Here is a 17,627-nt window from a genome sequence, read left to right on the forward strand (position 1 = left end):
TCCCGGCGCTGTGTCGACGCGGACGGCTGTGTTGCCGTGCCGCTCGGCTGGTAACTCATTGTGAGGTTACGCAGCGTGATTCTCCTGCGTCAAGCCGAATGGTCCACACCGACCCTTCCGTGGTATCGATGGCCGATTACTCCAGGGGGGTGATCAGGGGCGCTGTCCCGGCCTGCTACGGTTGATGGCGCAAACCCGACGTCCTTTAAGGTCCGTCCCGTGAGGCGGAGAAGGAGGTCCCTTCCGTATGGACATCCGATCGTCCGATGCGCGGCCCGTTCTCGAAGGCCCCGACATCGCGCGGGTACTGACCCGCATCGCCCACGAGATCGTCGAGCGCGCCAAGGGCGCCGACGACGTGGTGCTCCTCGGCATCCCGACCCGCGGCGTCTTCCTCGCCCGTCGGCTCGCCGCGAAACTCGAAGAGATCACCGAACGCGCGATCCCCGTCGGCTCGCTGGACATCACGATGTACCGCGACGACCTGCGCATGCACCCCCCGCGCGCACTGGCCCGCACCGAGATCCCCGGCGACGGCATCGACGGCCGCCTCGTGGTCCTCGTCGACGACGTGCTCTTCTCCGGCCGCACCATCCGCGCCGCCCTCGACGCCCTGAACGACATCGGGCGCCCGCGCGCGGTGCAGCTCGCGGTGCTGGTCGACCGGGGGCACCGGGAACTGCCCATCCGCGCCGACTATGTCGGCAAGAACCTCCCCACGTCGTTGCGGGAGACGGTCAAGGTCCAGCTCGCCGAGGAGGACGGCCGCGACACCGTGCTGCTCGGTGCGAAGCCGGACCAGTAGCAGGCGCTCACGGCACGCCGGTTGGTTCGGCGTGCGCGCGCATGCCCCGAATCTCCCGAAATAGACCCTCTTACGGAGCCTGACAGATGCAGCGTCATCTCATCTCGGCCGCCGACCTCACCCGCGACGACGCCGTCCTGATCCTCGACACCGCGGAGGAGATGGCCCGGGTCGCCGACCGGCCCATCAAGAAACTGCCCACCCTGCGCGGGCGCACGGTCGTGAACCTCTTCTTCGAGGACTCCACGCGCACGCGCATCTCCTTCGAGGCCGCCGAGAAACGTCTTTCGGCCGACGTCATCAACTTCACCGCCAAGGGCTCCTCGGTCTCCAAGGGCGAGTCCCTGAAGGACACCGCGCAGACCCTGGAGGCGATGGGCGTCGACGCCGTCGTCATCCGGCACGGCGCCTCCGGTGCCCCGTACCGGCTCGCCACCTCCGGGTGGATCGACGCGGCCGTCATCAACGCCGGGGACGGCACCCACCAGCACCCCACGCAGGCCCTCCTGGACGCGTTCACGATGCGCCGCCGGCTGATCGGGCGGGACGCCGGGCTCGGCGAGGACCTGAGCGGGAAGCGGATCACCCTGGTGGGCGACGTCCTGCACAGCCGCGTCGCCCGGTCCAACGTCGACCTGCTGCACACCCTCGGCGCCCACGTCACCCTGGTCGCCCCGCCCACCCTGGTGCCGGTCGGTGTGGAGAGCTGGCCCTGCGAGGTGTCGTACGACCTCGACGCCGTGCTGCCCAAGTCGGACGCCGTGATGATGCTGCGCGTCCAGCGCGAGCGCATGAACGCCGCGTTCTTCCCGACCGAGCGGGAGTACTCGCGCCGCTACGGCCTCGACGGGGACCGGATGGCGCGGATGCCGGAGCACGCGATCGTCATGCACCCCGGCCCGATGGTGCGCGGCATGGAGATCACCGCCGAGGTCGCCGACTCCCCGCGCTGCACCGTCGTCGAACAGGTCGCCAACGGCGTCTCGATCCGGATGGCCGTCCTGTACCTGCTCCTGGGCGGCAACGAACCCGCCGTCAGCCACGCCCGCGCCAACGCATCCGAGGAGAAGTAAGTCCATGAGCAAGATCCTGATCCGTGGTGCGAAGGTGCTCGGCGGCGAGCCGCAGGACGTCCTGATCGAGGGCTCTCAGATCGCTTCTGTGGGCGTTGGCCTGTCCGCCGACGGCGCCGAGGTCGTCGAGGCGGCCGGCAAGGTGCTGCTGCCCGGCCTCGTCGACCTGCACACCCACCTGCGCGAGCCCGGCCGCGAGGACTCCGAGACCGTGCTGACCGGCACGCGCGCGGCGGCCTCCGGCGGCTACACGGCCGTCTTCGCCATGGCCAACACCTTCCCCGTCGCCGACACCGCCGGCGTCGTCGAGCAGGTCTACCGGCTCGGCCAGGAGCACGGCTACTGCGACGTCCAGCCCATCGGCGCCGTCACCGTCGGCCTGGAGGGCAAGAAGCTCGCCGAGCTGGGCGCGATGCACGAGTCGGCCGCCGGGGTCACCGTCTTCTCGGACGACGGCAAGTGCGTCGACGACGCGGTCATCATGCGCCGCGCGCTGGAGTACGTGAAGGCGTTCGGCGGGGTCGTCGCGCAGCACGCGCAGGAGCCCCGGCTCACCGAGGGCGCCCAGATGAACGAGGGCGTCGTCTCCGCCGAACTCGGGCTCGGGGGCTGGCCGGCGGTCGCCGAGGAGTCGATCATCGCGCGGGACGTCCTGCTCGCCGAGCACGTCGGATCGCGCGTCCACATCTGCCACCTCTCGACCGCCGGGTCCGTCGAGATCGTCCGCTGGGCCAAGTCCCGGGGCATCGACGTCACCGCCGAGGTCACCCCGCACCACCTGCTGCTCACCGACGAGCTGGTCCGCTCGTACAACCCGGTCTACAAGGTCAACCCGCCGCTGCGCACCGAGCGGGACGTCCTCGCGCTGCGCGCGGCGCTCGCCGACGGCACGATCGACATCGTCGCCACCGACCACGCCCCCCACCCGCACGAGGACAAGGACTGCGAGTGGGCCGCCGCCGCCATGGGGATGGTCGGCCTGGAGACCGCGTTGTCAGTGGTGCAGGAGACCATGGTGGAGACGGGCCTGCTGGACTGGGCCGGGGTCGCCGAGCGGATGTCCTTCAAGCCGGCCGAGATCGGGCGGGCGAAGGGCCACGGGCGTCCCGTCTCGGCTGGTGAGCCCGCCAACCTCACGCTCGTCGACACGGCATACCGTGGGTCGGTGGACCCCGCGGGCTTCGCCTCGCGCAGCCGGAACACCCCGTACGAGGGGCGTGAGCTGCCGGGCCGTGTGACACACACCTGGCTGCGGGGGAAGGCCACGCTCGTCGACGGGAAGCTCACGTGACATCTGCACTACTGATCGCGGCCGGCAAGGAGTCGGCGCCGGTGACGGACTGGGCCGCGCGGATCGGCTGGGTCGTCGGACTCGCCCTGTTCGTCGCGCTCGTCTACTGGCTGATGCGCGAGGGCTGGAAGTGGCGCGGCACCCTCCAGAGCGACCTGCCCGAGCTGCCCGGCGCGCCCGAATCGCCGGGCGAGGCGAAACTGACGATGACCGGCCGCTACCACGGCTCCACCACCGCCGGGCAGTGGCTCGACCGGATCGTCGCCCACGGCCTCGGCACCCGCAGCCGCGTCGAGCTGACCCTGACGGACGCCGGCCTGGACGTCGTCCGGCCGGGCGCCGCCGACTTCTTCATTCCGGCCGGCGCGCTGCGTGAGGCGCTGCTCGGCAAGGGCATCGCAGGGAAGGTCCTCAGCGAGGGCGGCCTCCTCGTGGTGACCTGGGCGCACGGCGACAAGCTGATCGACTCGGGCTTCCGCTCCGACCACGCGGCCGAGCACACCGAGTGGGTCAAGGCCATCAACTCCATGATCAAGAACAACCAGACGGAAGGCGCCGAACGATGACGACCTCCACCAGGGGAACCAGCAAGGTTCCCGCCGTACTCGTCCTGGAGGACGGCCGGGTCTTCCGCGGCCGTGCCTACGGGGCCGTGGGGGAGACCTTCGGCGAGGCGGTCTTCTCTACGGGCATGACCGGCTATCAGGAGACCCTGACCGATCCGTCGTACGACCGTCAGATCGTGGTGGCGACCGCGCCGCAGATCGGCAACACGGGCTGGAACGACGAGGACGACGAGTCCTCGCGGATCTGGGTCGCCGGGTACGTCGTGCGCGACCCCGCGCGCGTGCCCTCCAACTGGCGCGCCAAGCGTTCGCTGGACGCTGAACTGGTGGCGCAGAGCGTCGTGGGGATCTCCGGCATCGACACCCGCGCCCTCACCCGGCACCTGCGCGAACGCGGCTCCATGCGCGCCGGCATCTTCTCCGGCTCTTTCGGCTCCGACGCCGAGCTCCTGGCGCGCGTACAGGCGCAGCCCCCGATGAAGGGCGCGTCGCTGTACGAGGAGGTCGCCACCAAGGAGGCGTACGTCGTCCCCGCGATCGGCGAGAAGCGGTTCACCGTCGCCGCGATCGACCTCGGCATCAAGGGCATGACCCCGCACCGGATGGCCGAGCGGGGCATCGAGGTGCACGTCCTGCCCGCGACGGCCACTGCGGAGGACGTCTACGCGCTCTCGCCCGACGGCGTCTTCTTCTCCAACGGCCCCGGTGACCCGGCGACGGCCGAGGGCCCGGTCGCGCTCATGACCGAGGTCCTGCGCCGCAAGACCCCGCTGTTCGGCATCTGCTTCGGCAACCAGATCCTGGGCCGCGCCCTGGGCTTCGGGACGTACAAGCTCAAGTACGGGCACCGGGGCATCAACCAGCCCGTCCAGGACCGCACGACCGGCAAGGTCGAGATCACCGCGCACAACCACGGCTTCGCCGTCGACGCGCCGCTCGACAAGGTCAGCGACACCCCCTTCGGGCGCGCCGAGGTCTCCCACGTCTGCCTGAACGACGACGTGGTGGAGGGCCTGCGCCTGCTCGACCAGCCGGCGTTCTCCGTCCAGTACCACCCCGAAGCGGCAGCGGGCCCCCACGACGCCGCCTACCTGTTCGACCGCTTCGTCTCCCTGTTGGAGGGCCAGCGTGCCTAAGCGCACCGATATCCAGTCCGTCCTGGTCATCGGCTCCGGCCCGATCGTCATCGGCCAGGCCGCCGAGTTCGACTACTCCGGCACCCAGGCGTGCCGGGTCCTGAAGTCCGAGGGCCTGCGGGTCATCCTCGTCAACTCGAACCCGGCGACGATCATGACCGACCCGGAGATCGCCGACGCGACCTACGTCGAGCCGATCACCCCCGAGTTCGTCGAGAAGATCATCGCCAAGGAGCGCCCCGACGCCCTCCTGCCCACCCTGGGCGGCCAGACCGCCCTGAACACCGCGATCTCCATGCACGAGCAGGGTGTGCTGGAGAAGTACGGGGTCGAGCTGATCGGCGCCAACGTCGAGGCCATCAACAAGGGCGAGGACCGCGACCTCTTCAAGGCGGTCGTCGAGGCGGTCCGCGCCAAGATCGGGCACGGCGAGTCCGCCCGCTCGGTCATCTGCCACTCCATGGACGATGTCCTCGCGGGCGTGGACACCCTCGGCGGCTACCCCGTCGTCGTCCGCCCCTCCTTCACCATGGGCGGCGCCGGCTCCGGGTTCGCCCACGACGAGGCCGAGTTGAGGCGTATCGCGGGGCAGGGGTTGACGCTGTCGCCGACGACCGAGGTGCTGCTGGAGGAGTCGATCCTGGGGTGGAAGGAGTACGAGCTGGAGCTGATGCGCGACAAGCACGACAACGTCGTGGTCGTGTGCTCCATCGAGAACTTCGACCCGATGGGCGTGCACACCGGTGACTCGATCACCGTCGCGCCGTCGATGACCCTCACCGACCGCGAGTACCAGCGTCTGCGGGACATCGGCATCGCGATCATCCGCGAGGTCGGCGTCGACACGGGCGGCTGCAACATCCAGTTCGCGGTCAACCCGGACGACGGCCGCATCATCGTGATCGAGATGAACCCGCGTGTGTCGCGGTCGTCGGCGCTGGCCTCGAAGGCGACGGGGTTCCCGATCGCGAAGATCGCGGCGAAGCTGGCCGTCGGGTACACGCTGGACGAGATCCCGAACGACATCACGGAGAAGACGCCCGCGTCGTTCGAGCCGACCCTCGACTACGTCGTCGTCAAGGCGCCCCGGTTCGCGTTCGAGAAGTTCCCGCAGGCGGACTCGACGCTGACGACGACCATGAAGTCCGTCGGCGAGGCGATGGCCATCGGCCGCAACTTCACGGAGGCGTTGCAGAAGGCGCTGCGCTCGCTGGAGAAGAAGGGCAGCCAGTTCACGTTCGTCGGCCCGGTCGGTGACAAGGACGAGCTGCTGGCCGCGTCCGTGCGGCCGACGGACGGGCGCATCAACACGGTCATGCAGGCGATCCGCGCGGGCGCCACGCCGGAGGAGGTCTTCGCGTACACGAAGATCGACCCCTGGTTCGTGGACCAGCTCTTCCTGATCAAGGAGACGGCCGACGAGCTGGCCGCCGCCGAGGAGCTGTATCCGCAACTGCTGGCCGACGCGAAGCGGCACGGTTTCTCCGACGCGCAGATCGGTGAGATCCAGGGGCTGCGTGAGGACGTCGTGCGCGAGGTGCGGCACGCGCTGGGAGTGCGGCCGGTCTACAAGACGGTCGACACGTGTGCGGCGGAGTTCGCGGCGAAGACGCCGTACTTCTACTCGTCCTACGACGAGGAGAGCGAGGTCGCGCCGCGCGAGAAGCCGGCCGTCATCATCCTGGGTTCCGGGCCCAACCGCATCGGTCAGGGCATCGAGTTCGACTACTCGTGTGTGCACGCGTCCTTCGCGCTGTCGGAGGCCGGGTACGAGACGGTGATGGTCAACTGCAACCCGGAGACGGTGTCGACGGACTACGACACCTCCGACCGGCTGTACTTCGAGCCGCTGACGCTGGAGGACGTGCTGGAGATCGTCCACGCGGAGACGCTGGCGGGTCCGGTCGCGGGCGTGGTCGTGCAGCTCGGCGGACAGACCCCGCTCGGGCTCGCGCAGGCGCTGAAGGACAACGGGGTGCCGGTGGTGGGCACGCCGCCGGAGGCGATCCACGCGGCCGAGGACCGGGGCGCGTTCGGGCGGGTGCTGGCCGAAGCGGGCCTGCCCGCGCCGAAGCACGGCACGGCGACGACGTTCGCGGGGGCGAAGGCGATCGCGGACGAGATCGGCTACCCCGTCCTCGTCCGCCCCTCCTATGTGCTGGGCGGGCGTGGGATGGAGATCGTGTACGACGAGGCGCGGCTGGAGTCGTACATCGCGGAGTCGACGGAGATCAGTCCGTCGCGTCCGGTGCTGGTGGACCGGTTCCTGGACGACGCGATCGAGATCGACGTGGATGCCCTCTACGACGGGCGGGAGCTGTATCTGGGCGGGGTGATGGAGCACATCGAGGAGGCCGGGATCCATTCCGGGGACTCGGCGTGCGCGCTGCCGCCGATCACGCTGGGCGGGCACGACGTGAAGCGTCTGCGTGCCTCGACCGAGGCCATCGCGCGGGGGGTGGGGGTGCGGGGTCTGATCAACATCCAGTTCGCGATGGCCGGGGACATCCTCTACGTCCTGGAGGCCAACCCGCGTGCCTCGCGCACCGTCCCCTTCACCTCGAAGGCGACGGCGGTGCCGCTGGCGAAGGCCGCCGCCCGGATCTCGCTCGGCGCGACCATCGCGGAGCTGCGGGCGGAGGGTCTGCTGCCGGCGCGCGGGGACGGGGGTGAACTGCCCATGGACGCGCCGATCTCGGTGAAGGAGGCGGTGATGCCGTGGTCGCGGTTCCGTGACATCCACGGGCGCGGTGTCGACACCGTCCTGGGCCCGGAGATGCGCTCGACGGGCGAGGTCATGGGCATCGACTCCGTCTTCGGCACCGCCTACGCCAAATCCCAGGCCGGGGCTTATGGGCCGTTGCCGACGAAGGGGCGGGCGTTCATCTCGGTCGCCAACCGCGACAAGCGCTCGATGATCTTCCCGGCGCGTGAGCTGGTCGCGCACGGCTTCGAACTCCTCGCGACCTCCGGCACCGCCGAAGTCCTCAAGCGCAACGGCCTGAACGCGACCGTGGTGCGCAAGCAGTCCGAGGGCACCGGCCCGGCCGGGGAGAAGACGATCGTCCAGCTCATCCACGACGGTGAGGTCGACCTGATCGTCAACACCCCCTACGGGACCGGAGGCCGCCTGGACGGCTACGAGATCCGTACCGCGGCCGTGGCGCGCAGTGTGCCGTGCCTGACCACCGTCCAGGCCCTCGCCGCCGCCGTCCAGGGCATCGACGCACTCAACCACGGCGGCGTCGGCGTGCGCTCACTCCAGGAACACGCGGAACACCTGACCGCGGCCAGGGACTAGCCAGCAGCCACTGAAGGGGGACACCGGGGACGGTGTCCCCCTCTTTATGGGGAGCCATGTACAACCTGTTCTTCCGTCTGTTCTTCCAGCGCATGGATGCCGAGAAGGCGCATCACCTGGCCTTCCGGTGGATCCGGCTCGTCGCGCGCGTCCCGGTGCTGCGCACCTTCGTCGCCGCCGCGCTCGCGCCCCGCTACAAGGAGCTGCGCACCGAAGCCTTCGGGCTGCGGATGCACGGGCCGTTCGGTCTGGCCGCCGGGTTCGACAAGAACGCCGTCGCGGTCGACGGGATGGCGATGCTGGGGTTCGACCACGTCGAGATCGGCACGGTGACCGGGGAGGCGCAGCCCGGGAATCCCAAGAAGCGGCTGTTCCGGCTGGTGGCCGACCGCGCGCTGATCAACCGGATGGGGTTCAACAACGAGGGTTCGCTGGTGGTCGCGGCGCGGCTCGCGTCCCGGGAGCCGGTGTTCAGGACGGTCGTCGGCGTCAACATCGGCAAGACCAAGACCGTGCCGGAGGAGGAGGCCGCCGGGGACTACGTGAAGTCCGCCGAGCGCCTCGCGCCCTACGCCGACTACCTGGTCGTCAACGTGTCGTCGCCGAACACGCCGGGCTTGCGGAATCTGCAAGCCGTTGATCACTTGCGACCGCTTCTGGGCGCCGTGCGCGAGGCCGCCGACCGGGTCGTGCCGGGCCGGCACGTGCCGCTCCTGGTGAAGATCGCGCCGGACCTCGCGGACGAGGACGTCGACGCCGTCGCCGACCTCGCCGTGGAGCTGGGGCTGGACGGGATCATCGCGACGAACACGACCATCGCGCGCGAGGGGCTGACGTCCGAGGCGTCCCTCACCGAGGAGACCGGCGGGCTGTCCGGGGCGCCCCTGAAGGCGCGCTCCCTTGAGGTGCTGCGGCGCCTCTACGCGCGCGTGGGCGACCGGATCACCCTGGTGGGCGTCGGCGGCGTCGAGAGCGCCGAGGACGTCTGGGAGCGGATCCTCGCGGGGGCGACGCTCGTCCAGGGGTACAGCGCGTTCATCTACGAGGGGCCGTTCTGGAACCGCGCCCTGCACAAGGGGCTCGCCGCGCGCCTGCGCACGAGCCCGTACGCCAGCCTCGCCGACGCGGTCGGCGCCGATGTGAGGAGGACGACGGTATGAGCGGGTTCGGTGCGCGGCTGCGCCGTGCGATGGACGAGCGCGGGCCGCTGTGCGTGGGGATCGACCCGCACGCCTCGCTGCTCGCCGAGTGGGGGCTCGACGACGACGTCAAGGGGCTCGAACGGTTCAGCCGGACCGTCGTCGAGGCGGTCGCCGACCGGGTCGCCGTCCTCAAGCCGCAGAGCGCGTTCTTCGAGCGGTTCGGGTCGCGCGGGGTCGCCGTCCTGGAGACGACCGTGGCGCAGGCGCGCGAGGCCGGGGCGCTGGTGCTCATGGACGCGAAGCGGGGGGACATCGGCTCGACGATGGCCGCCTACGCGGAGGCGTTCCTCGCGCCGGGCTCGCCGCTGTTCTCCGACGCGCTGACCGTGTCGCCGTACCTCGGGTACGGGTCGCTGGCGCCGGCCGTCTCGCTGGCGCGCGAGAGCGGCTGCGGGCTGTTCGTGCTCGCGCTGACGTCCAACCCCGAGGGCGGCGAGGTGCAGCACGCGGTCCGTTCCGACGGGCGGAACGTGGCGGCGACGGTGCTGGCCCACCTCGCGGCCGAGAACGCCGGGGAGGAGCCCCTGGGGTCCTTCGGGGCGGTCGTCGGGGCGACGCTGGGCGACCTCTCGTCGTACGACCTCGACATGGGCGGCGCGCTGCTCGCGCCGGGCGTGGGGGCGCAGGGGGCGACGGCCGCCGATCTGCCCCGGGTGTTCGGGGCGGCGCTGCCCCGGGTGGTGCCGAACGTCAGCCGGGGGGTGCTGCGGTTCGGGCCCGACGTGAAGGCGCTGCGGGAGGCGGCGGAGCGGATCGCCGGTGAGGTACGGGACGTGGTGGCGGGGTGACTCTTCGTGCGGGGACGGCCGTCGGCGGGCTCGGCGGCCGTGCGCGGAAACGGGCCCGACCGGCGGGTTCTCGCCTGCTTGAGGATGGATACATTCTCAAATCCGGGGAGTTTTGCGGCATATGTCCGGCCCCGTAGAGGCTGACCAGGACTTTTCCGCTGTTCTCGCTGACTCAGGCGGAGTTGGCCGCTAGTCTCCGACGGAGAGTGAACGGGCAAGCGTGTTGCTCGTGGCTCGCCAGGTGTGGGGCGACTAGGTTCCTCACCGGTCCGTATCCGACAGTTCGACATCCGAGGTGACGTAGGCGTGGCTCTTCCGCCCCTTACCCCCGAACAGCGCGCAGCCGCGCTCGAAAAGGCCGCCGCGGCTCGCCGGGAGCGGGCCGAGGTCAAGAATCGACTCAAGCACTCCGGCGCCTCCCTGCACGAGGTCATCAAGCAGGGCCAGGAGAACGACGTCATCGGCAAGATGAAGGTCTCGGCGCTTCTGGAGTCCCTGCCGGGCGTGGGCAAGGTCCGCGCCAAGCAGATCATGGAGCGACTCGGCATCTCCGAGAGCCGTCGCGTGCGCGGCCTCGGTTCCAACCAGATCGCTTCCCTGGAGCGTGAGTTCGGCAGCACCGGTTCCTGATCCCGGCACCGCCGGACAGGGCGTCCCGGGCACGCCGGGATTGCTGGAATAATCGCTGCATGGCTGCAACATTCCGGGGGACGACCCCCGAGCCCCCGGGCGTACGTCCGCGGCTGACCGTGCTCTCCGGCCCCTCGGGGGTCGGCAAGAGCACGGTCGTCGCCCATATGCGCAAGGCTCATCCCGAGGTGTGGCTCTCGGTGTCGGCGACGACCCGCAAGCCCCGCCCCGGTGAGAAGGACGGGGTCCACTACTTCTTCGTCAGCGACGACGAGATGGACAAGCTCATCGCCAACGGCGAGCTGCTGGAGTGGGCCGAGTTCGCCGGCAACCGCTACGGCACGCCCCGCGCGGCCGTGCTGGAGCGGCTGGAGAACGGCGAACCGGTGCTCCTGGAGATCGACCTCCAGGGCGCGCGGCAGGTCCGCGAGTCCATGGCCGACGCGCAACTGGTGTTCCTCGCGCCGCCCTCCTGGGAGGAGCTGGTGCGCAGGCTCACCGGGCGCGGGACCGAGGCGCCCGACGTGATCGAGCGTCGGCTCGACGCCGCCAAGGTCGAACTCGCGGCCGAGCCCGAGTTCGACGAGACGCTGGTCAACACCTCTGTCGAGGATGTGGCGCGTGAGCTGCTAGCCTTGATGGATGTGGTGTGACCGTTACGGTCACCAACATCTTTGAGCAACACAGTCTGAGATTCTTTCCCATCCACGGAAGGTAGAGCGTGTCCTCTTCCATCTCCGCGCCCGAGGGCATCATCAACCCTCCGATCGACGAGCTCCTCGAAGCCACGGACTCGAAGTACAGCCTCGTGATCTACGCGGCCAAGCGCGCCCGCCAGATCAACGCGTACTACTCGCAGCTCGGTGAGGGCCTTCTGGAGTACGTCGGTCCCCTCGTCGACACGCACGTCCACGAGAAGCCGCTGTCGATCGCGCTGCGCGAGATCAACGCCGGTCTGCTGACGTCCGAGGCCGTTCCGGACCCGGCGTAGCGGTAGACCTCGTAAGTACTACTGTCGGTTCGCGACCGACTTATCCACAGGCCCGGCAAGCACCTTGCCGGGCCTGTGGTGTGTCATGGGGGTACGGATTTCCGAGATCGCATCGGGGAGTGGGGAGTGACGGTGGACAAGCCCAAGGTCGTCCTGGGGGTCAGCGGTGGCATCGCCGCGTACAAGGCGTGCGAGCTGCTGCGCCGACTGACCGAATCGGGGCACGACGTCCGTGTCGTCCCCACCGCCTCCGCGCTGCACTTCGTCGGCGCCGCGACCTGGTCCGCGCTCTCCGGCCACCCGGTCTCGACGGAGGTCTGGGACGACGTCCACGAGGTGCCGCATGTCCGCATCGGCCAGGGCGCCGCCCTCGTCGTCGTCGCCCCGGCCACCGCCGACATGCTCGCCAAGGCCGCGCACGGCCTCGCGGACGACCTCCTCACCAACACGCTCCTGACCGCCCGCTGCCCCGTCGTCTTCGCCCCCGCCATGCACACGGAGATGTGGGAGCACCCGGCGACGCGGGAGAACGTGGCGACGCTGCGCCGCCGCGGAGCCGTCGTCATCGAACCGGCCGTCGGGCGCCTGACCGGCGTCGACACAGGCAAGGGCCGCCTGCCCGACCCGGCGGAGATCTTCGAGGTCTGCCGCAGGATCCTCGCGCGCGGGGTGCGCGAACCCGACCTCGCCGGGCGGCACGTCGTCGTCAGCGCGGGCGGCACCCGTGAACCCCTCGACCCCGTGCGCTTCCTCGGCAACCGCTCCTCCGGCAAGCAGGGCTACGCCCTCGCGCGGACGGCGGCGGCGCGCGGCGCTCGGGTCACGCTGATCGCGGCCAACACGACCCTGCCCGACCCGGCCGGCGTCGACGTCGTCCCGGTCGGCACGGCCGTCCAGATGCGGGAGGCGGTGCTGAAACACGCAGCGGACGCCGACGCGGTCGTGATGGCGGCGGCCGTCGCCGATTTCCGGCCCGAGACCTATGCGGCCGGGAAAATCAAGAAGCAGGACGGCCAGGAGCCGGCGCCCATCGTTCTCGTACGGAATCCGGACATTCTCGCGGAGATCTCGCAGAGCCGTTCGCACCCCGCACAGGTGGTCGTCGGGTTCGCCGCCGAGACCGACGACGTGCTCGCCAACGGGCGGGCCAAACTCGCCCGCAAAGGGTGCGATCTGCTGGTGGTGAACGAGGTGGGGGAGCGCCGCACGTTCGGCTCGGAGGAGAACGAGGCGGTCGTCCTGGGCGCCGACGGCAGCGAGACCGCCGTACCGCACGGGCCCAAGGAGAACCTGGCCGAAACCGTATGGGACCTGGTGACGCGGAGACTCGAATGACGGTTGGATCCGCACCCCGGACCCACTGGAGACTCGCTCTCTTCGGGCACGGCGGCTCTTTCCAAGGCCGCCGGGCATTGGGCAGAATGCCTGTGCCGCAGCTCATCGCGCTCCCGAGAGGCGAGACAGGTGGGCCGGTGGCGGAGGACGACCGATAAGCTGTTCCCGGACCGCACCGGGCGCAGCTCCCGGCGTCGTCCGCCAATGATCAGCCAGCAGCCGCTGCAACCACAGGGAGCGTTGTGTCCCGTCGCCTGTTCACCTCGGAGTCCGTGACCGAAGGTCACCCCGACAAGATCGCTGACCAGATCAGCGACACGATTCTCGACGCGCTGCTGCGCGAGGACCCCACGTCCCGGGTCGCCGTCGAGACGCTGATCACGACGGGCCTCGTGCACGTCGCCGGTGAGGTCACCACCCAGGCGTACGCGCCGATCCCGCAGCTGGTGCGGGAGAAGATCCTGGAGATCGGCTACGACTCCTCGAAGAAGGGCTTCGACGGCGCGTCCTGCGGCGTCTCCGTGTCCATCGGCGCGCAGTCCCCCGACATCGCGCAGGGTGTCGACACCGCGTACGAGTCCCGGGTCGAGGGCGACGAGGACGAGCTGGACAAGCAGGGCGCCGGCGACCAGGGCCTGATGTTCGGCTACGCGTCCGACGAGACGCCGACTCTCATGCCGCTGCCGATCTTCCTCGCGCACCGCCTCTCCAAGCGCCTCTCGGACGTCCGCAAGAACGGGACCATCCCCTACCTGCGCCCCGACGGCAAGACGCAGGTCACCATCGAGTACGACGGCGACAAGGCCGTCCGCCTCGACACGGTCGTCGTCTCCTCGCAGCACGCCTCCGACATCGACCTTGAGTCGCTGCTCGCGCCCGACATCCGCGAGTTCGTCGTCGAGCCCGAGCTGAAGGCGCTGCTGGACGACGGGATCAAGCTCGACACCGAGAACTACCGCCTCCTGGTCAACCCGACCGGCCGCTTCGAGATCGGCGGCCCGATGGGCGACGCCGGCCTCACCGGCCGCAAGATCATCATCGACACGTACGGCGGCTTCGCCCGCCACGGCGGCGGTGCCTTCTCCGGCAAGGACCCGTCCAAGGTCGACCGCTCCGCCGCGTACGCGATGCGCTGGGTCGCCAAGAACGTCGTCGCCGCGGGCCTCGCCTCCCGCTGCGAGGTCCAGGTCGCCTACGCCATCGGCAAGGCCGAGCCCGTCGGCCTCTTCGTCGAGACCTTCGGCACCCACAAGGTCGACGTCGACAAGATCGAGAAGGCCATCGACGAGGTCTTCGACCTCCGTCCCGCCGCGATCATCCGCGACCTCGACCTCCTGCGGCCGATCTACGCCCAGACCGCCGCCTACGGCCACTTCGGCCGTGAGCTGCCCGACTTCACCTGGGAGAAGACGGACCGGGTGGACGCGCTGCGCAAGGCCGCGGGCCTGTAGGCCCCCGTTTTTCCCGCAAGGCCCGGCGCTCCTCTCCAGGAACGCCGGGCCTTCGGCGTGTCTCAGGCCCGCGGGTAACCGGCCTTGGCCAGCTCCTTGGCCAGACCGGCGAGGTCGGCCTCGGAGTTCAGCCGGGCGACGACGTCCTCGGTCAGGGGGCGTGAGGCGAGGACGTGGCGTATCGCGTCCAGGTCCACCTCGGTCTCGTAGTAGTCCTCCGCCCACTCCTGGAACGCCTCCGGAGAGCGGTCCACCAGCAGGGCGAACAGGTACCGGGCGCCGTCGGGGTCCCCGTCGAAAGGCAGACGGTGACGACCGGCATGCCGTCCTCGTCGGTGAACGAGGGCTCCCCGAGGTACGGCGCGAACGCCTCGGGGACCTGGTCGAGGACGCCCGGCCACGGGCCGTCGTTCTGGTACGGGCTCATGGGGGATTCGTGGGCGAAGCCGCGCACGTAGGCGCCGGCCCGGGAGAACACGATGGAGTACTCGTCCCCCGAGCCGTTGCGCATCGACGCCGTCTCCTCGCTCTCCGACCAGTTCGTGTCGAACGAGTGGCAGCGATCGGCCCACTCGGGACTCAGGATCGCCTCCAGGACAGCCAGCGAGCGGCAGTGGTCACGCAGCGCGGTGATATCGGGCAGTCGGCGGACTCCTTCTGGGAGCGCGGGGGCGTTGTCAGTGGGGTTTGGTATGTATGGGGGTGTGAGCAGTGTGAACGGGTCGGGGAGTGGGGGCGGGGTGGGGGCTGAGCAGTTGGCCTTGATGCGGGAGGGGGTGCGGAAGGCGAAGGGGGAGAGGGCGAAGCCGGGGACGTGGCGGGGGGCCGCGTTGGCGGGGGAGTTGCCGGTGGCGCGGGTGTTGGTGGACAAGGGGGTGTTGCATCTGGATCGGTTGTTTGATTACGCGGTGCCGGCCGAGTTGGACGCGGTGGCGCAGCCGGGGGTGCGGGTGCGGGTGCGGTTCGGGGCGGGGCGGGGGAAGGTGCGGGGCGGGCGGCGTGAGGGGGGTGGGCTCGTCGACGGGTTTGTGGTCGAGCGGGTGGCTCGGTCCGATTACTCCGGGCCGTTGGCCGCGTTGGCTCAGGTGGTGTCGTCCGAGGTGGTGCTGGGGCCCGAGTTGCTGGCGCTTGCGCGGGGGGTGGCCGATCGGTACGCCGGGAGTCTGGCCGATGTGGTGCAGTTGGCCGTGCCGCCGCGCAGTGCGCGGGCCGAGCGGAAGGCTTCGCCCGCGCCGCTGCCGCCGCCCGCCGTGCCGTCGGCGGGGGGCTGGGAGCGGTACGAGAACGGGGCCGCGTTCGTCGAGGCGCTGGCGCGCGGCGGGGCGCCCCGGGCCGTGTGGAACGCGTTGCCGGGGAGCGGGTGGGGCGAGGAGGTGGCGCGAGCCGTGGGGGCCACGCTCGCGTCGGGGCGCGGCGCCCTGGTCGTCGTCCCCGACGGGCGGGACGTCGGGCGGGTGGACGCCGCGCTGCGGGACGTCCTCGGCGCGGGGCGGCACGCCGTGCTGACCGCCGACGCCGGGCCCGAGAAGCGGTACCGGGAGTGGCTTGCCGTGCTGCGGGGCTCCGTGCGGGCGGTCGTCGGGACCCGGGCCGCGATGTTCGCGCCCGTGCGGGACCTGGGGCTGGTCGTGGTGTGGGACGACGGGGACGGCAGCCACAGCGAGCCGCACGCCCCTCAGCCGCATGTGCGGGACGTGCTGCTGCTGCGGGCCGCGCAGTCGAAGTGCGGGTTCCTGCTGGGGAGTTGGAGCTGCACCGTGGAGGCCGCGCAGCTCGTCGAGAGCGGGTGGGCGCGGCCGGTCGTCGCGCGGCGGGAGCAGGTGCGGTCGGCCGCGCCGCTGGTGCGGACCGTGGGGGACCAGGATCTCGCGCGCGACGAGGCGGCGCGGGCGGCCCGGCTGCCCACGCTCGCCTGGCAGGCCGTGCGGGACGGGCTGCGGGACGGGCCGGTGCTGGTACAGGTGCCCCGTCGGGGGTACGTGCCCCGGATGGCCTGCGCGCAGTGCCGTGAGGCCGCGCGGTGCCGGCACTGCGCCGGGCCGCTGGAGGGGAAGGACGGGGGCGGGCTCGCGTGCGGGTGGTGCGGGCGGGGGGAGATGGCCTGGCGGTGTCCCGAGTGCGGGGGCGTGCGCCTGCGGGCCCAGGTCGTGGGGGCCCGGCGGACGGCCGAGGAGCTGGGACGGGCGTTTCCCACCGTGCCGGTGCGGACGTCCGGACGGGAGCAGGTGCTCGACACCGTGCCGGGGGTGCCGGCGCTCGTCGTGAGCACGCCCGGGGCCGAGCCCGTCGCCGAGGGGGGATACGCCGCGGCCCTGCTGCTCGACGGGTGGGCCATGCTCGGACGGCCCGATCTGCGCGCCGGTGAGGAGGCGCTGCGGCGGTGGATCGCGGCGGCCTCGCTGGTGCGGGGGCAGGAGGAGGGGGGGACCGTCGTCGTGGTCGCCGAGCCGACACTCCGGGCCGTGCAGGCGCTGGTGCGGTGGGATCCCGTGGGGCATGCCGTGCGGGAGCTGGCCGAACGCGCCGAGTTGGGGTTTCCGCCGGTCTCCCGGATGGCCTCCGTGTCCGGGCGGGCGGAGGCGGTGGCCGCGTTCCTCGCCGTCGCCGAACTGCCCCCGGAGGCCGAGGTGTTGGGGCCCGTTCCCGTGCCGGTGACTCCCGCCGGGCGGCCTCGGCGGGTGGGTGGGCCGCCGCCGGGGGAGCGGTGGGAGCGGGCGCTGGTCCGGGTGCCGCCGGGGCGGGGCGGGGCGCTGGCCTCCGCGTTGAAGGCGGCGCAGGTCGCGAGGATGGGGCGGGGGAGCGGGGGGGAGGAAGGGAGAGTTTGGGTTCGGGTGGATCCGGCGGATATCGGGTGAGGGGTGGGGGATGCCGGTGGTGGCGCGGCCGGTTGTGGGTGGGGGCGGTGCGCGGGGCGGGTGCGGGTGCGTCGTGGTTGTTCGCGCAGTTCCCCGCGCCCCTGAGGTGGGTGGGTGTGCGTGGGTCGGTGGCTGCGGGTGCGTTGTGGCTGGTCGCGCCTGCGCGGCGGTAGCCGCATTGATACGGCCCCGCGCCCCTGAGG

General features: G+C 71.1%; 14 protein-coding genes and 1 pseudogene. 14 read left to right on the forward strand and 1 reads right to left on the reverse strand.

Features of this window, described 5'->3' with window-relative positions; genetic code table 11:
- Positions 1-247 precede the first annotated feature (247 nt).
- From pyrR to metK, 13 genes are all read left to right on the forward strand, one after another.
- A complete protein-coding gene (pyrR, locus tag IAG44_RS33170) occupies positions 248-805 on the forward strand; it encodes a bifunctional pyr operon transcriptional regulator/uracil phosphoribosyltransferase PyrR (protein ID WP_187750772.1) in 558 nt (185 codons plus the stop codon).
- 86 nt (positions 806-891) lie between these two features.
- Complete coding sequence (locus IAG44_RS33175; protein WP_187750773.1) at positions 892-1,878, forward strand: aspartate carbamoyltransferase catalytic subunit; 987 nt, start codon at positions 892-894, stop codon at positions 1,876-1,878.
- Positions 1,879-1,882: 4 nt separating this feature from the next.
- The gene (locus tag IAG44_RS33180) at positions 1,883-3,169 is read left to right on the forward strand and encodes a dihydroorotase (RefSeq protein ID WP_187750774.1); all 1,287 of its coding nucleotides are present in this window, start codon (positions 1,883-1,885) and stop codon (positions 3,167-3,169) included.
- Positions 3,166-3,735, forward strand: a complete 570-nt coding sequence (locus tag IAG44_RS33185; protein WP_187750775.1) for a PH-like domain-containing protein — start codon at positions 3,166-3,168, stop codon at positions 3,733-3,735. The genes IAG44_RS33180 and IAG44_RS33185 overlap by 4 nt, the downstream gene beginning before the upstream one ends.
- Positions 3,732-4,871 (forward strand): glutamine-hydrolyzing carbamoyl-phosphate synthase small subunit, encoded by a 1,140-nt coding sequence (gene carA, locus IAG44_RS33190; protein WP_187750776.1) that lies wholly within the window; start codon positions 3,732-3,734, stop codon positions 4,869-4,871. Before IAG44_RS33185 ends, carA begins: the two co-directional genes overlap by 4 nt.
- Complete coding sequence (carB, locus tag IAG44_RS33195) at positions 4,864-8,172, forward strand: carbamoyl-phosphate synthase large subunit (RefSeq protein ID WP_187750777.1); 3,309 nt, start codon at positions 4,864-4,866, stop codon at positions 8,170-8,172. Before carA ends, carB begins: the two co-directional genes overlap by 8 nt.
- 56 nt (positions 8,173-8,228) lie before the next feature.
- Positions 8,229-9,332: a quinone-dependent dihydroorotate dehydrogenase gene (locus tag IAG44_RS33200; protein ID WP_187750778.1), complete on the forward strand. Its 1,104-nt coding sequence runs from the start codon at positions 8,229-8,231 to the stop codon at positions 9,330-9,332.
- Positions 9,329-10,162 carry an orotidine-5'-phosphate decarboxylase gene (gene pyrF / locus IAG44_RS33205; RefSeq protein WP_187750779.1) on the forward strand — a complete coding sequence of 278 codons (834 nt, stop codon included), beginning with the start codon at positions 9,329-9,331 and terminating at the stop codon, positions 10,160-10,162. The genes IAG44_RS33200 and pyrF overlap by 4 nt, the downstream gene beginning before the upstream one ends.
- Positions 10,163-10,468: 306 nt before the next feature.
- Entirely contained in the window at positions 10,469-10,792 is a 324-nt protein-coding gene (locus tag IAG44_RS33210) for an integration host factor (RefSeq protein ID WP_003977346.1), read from the forward strand.
- Positions 10,793-10,851: 59 nt separating this feature from the next.
- Positions 10,852-11,445, forward strand: coding sequence for a guanylate kinase (gene gmk / locus IAG44_RS33215; RefSeq protein ID WP_187750780.1), 594 nt, complete (start codon positions 10,852-10,854; stop codon positions 11,443-11,445).
- 68 nt (positions 11,446-11,513) lie between these two features.
- Complete coding sequence (gene rpoZ / locus IAG44_RS33220) at positions 11,514-11,783, forward strand: DNA-directed RNA polymerase subunit omega (protein ID WP_010357929.1); 270 nt, start codon at positions 11,514-11,516, stop codon at positions 11,781-11,783.
- A 132-nt stretch (positions 11,784-11,915) separates the two neighbouring features.
- Positions 11,916-13,118, forward strand: coding sequence for a bifunctional phosphopantothenoylcysteine decarboxylase/phosphopantothenate--cysteine ligase CoaBC (gene coaBC, locus IAG44_RS33225; protein WP_187750781.1), 1,203 nt, complete (start codon positions 11,916-11,918; stop codon positions 13,116-13,118).
- A gap of 242 nt (positions 13,119-13,360) precedes the next feature.
- A complete protein-coding gene (metK, locus tag IAG44_RS33230; RefSeq protein WP_187750782.1) occupies positions 13,361-14,569 on the forward strand; it encodes a methionine adenosyltransferase in 1,209 nt (402 codons plus the stop codon).
- A gap of 62 nt (positions 14,570-14,631) precedes the next feature.
- On the opposite strand, the pseudogene IAG44_RS33235 reads toward metK, so the two are convergent.
- Positions 14,632-15,212 (reverse strand): annotated as a pseudogene (locus IAG44_RS33235) (hypothetical protein).
- Positions 15,213-15,273: 61 nt separating this feature from the next.
- Here IAG44_RS33235 and IAG44_RS33240 point away from each other — a divergent pair.
- Positions 15,274-17,424 (forward strand): primosomal protein N', encoded by a 2,151-nt coding sequence (locus IAG44_RS33240; RefSeq protein ID WP_187750783.1) that lies wholly within the window; start codon positions 15,274-15,276, stop codon positions 17,422-17,424.
- The last annotated feature ends 203 nt before the right edge of the window (positions 17,425-17,627 follow it).

Origin of the sequence: Streptomyces roseirectus (assembly GCF_014489635.1) — a bacterium.
Classification (GTDB): Bacteria; Actinomycetota; Actinomycetes; order Streptomycetales; family Streptomycetaceae; genus Streptomyces; species Streptomyces roseirectus.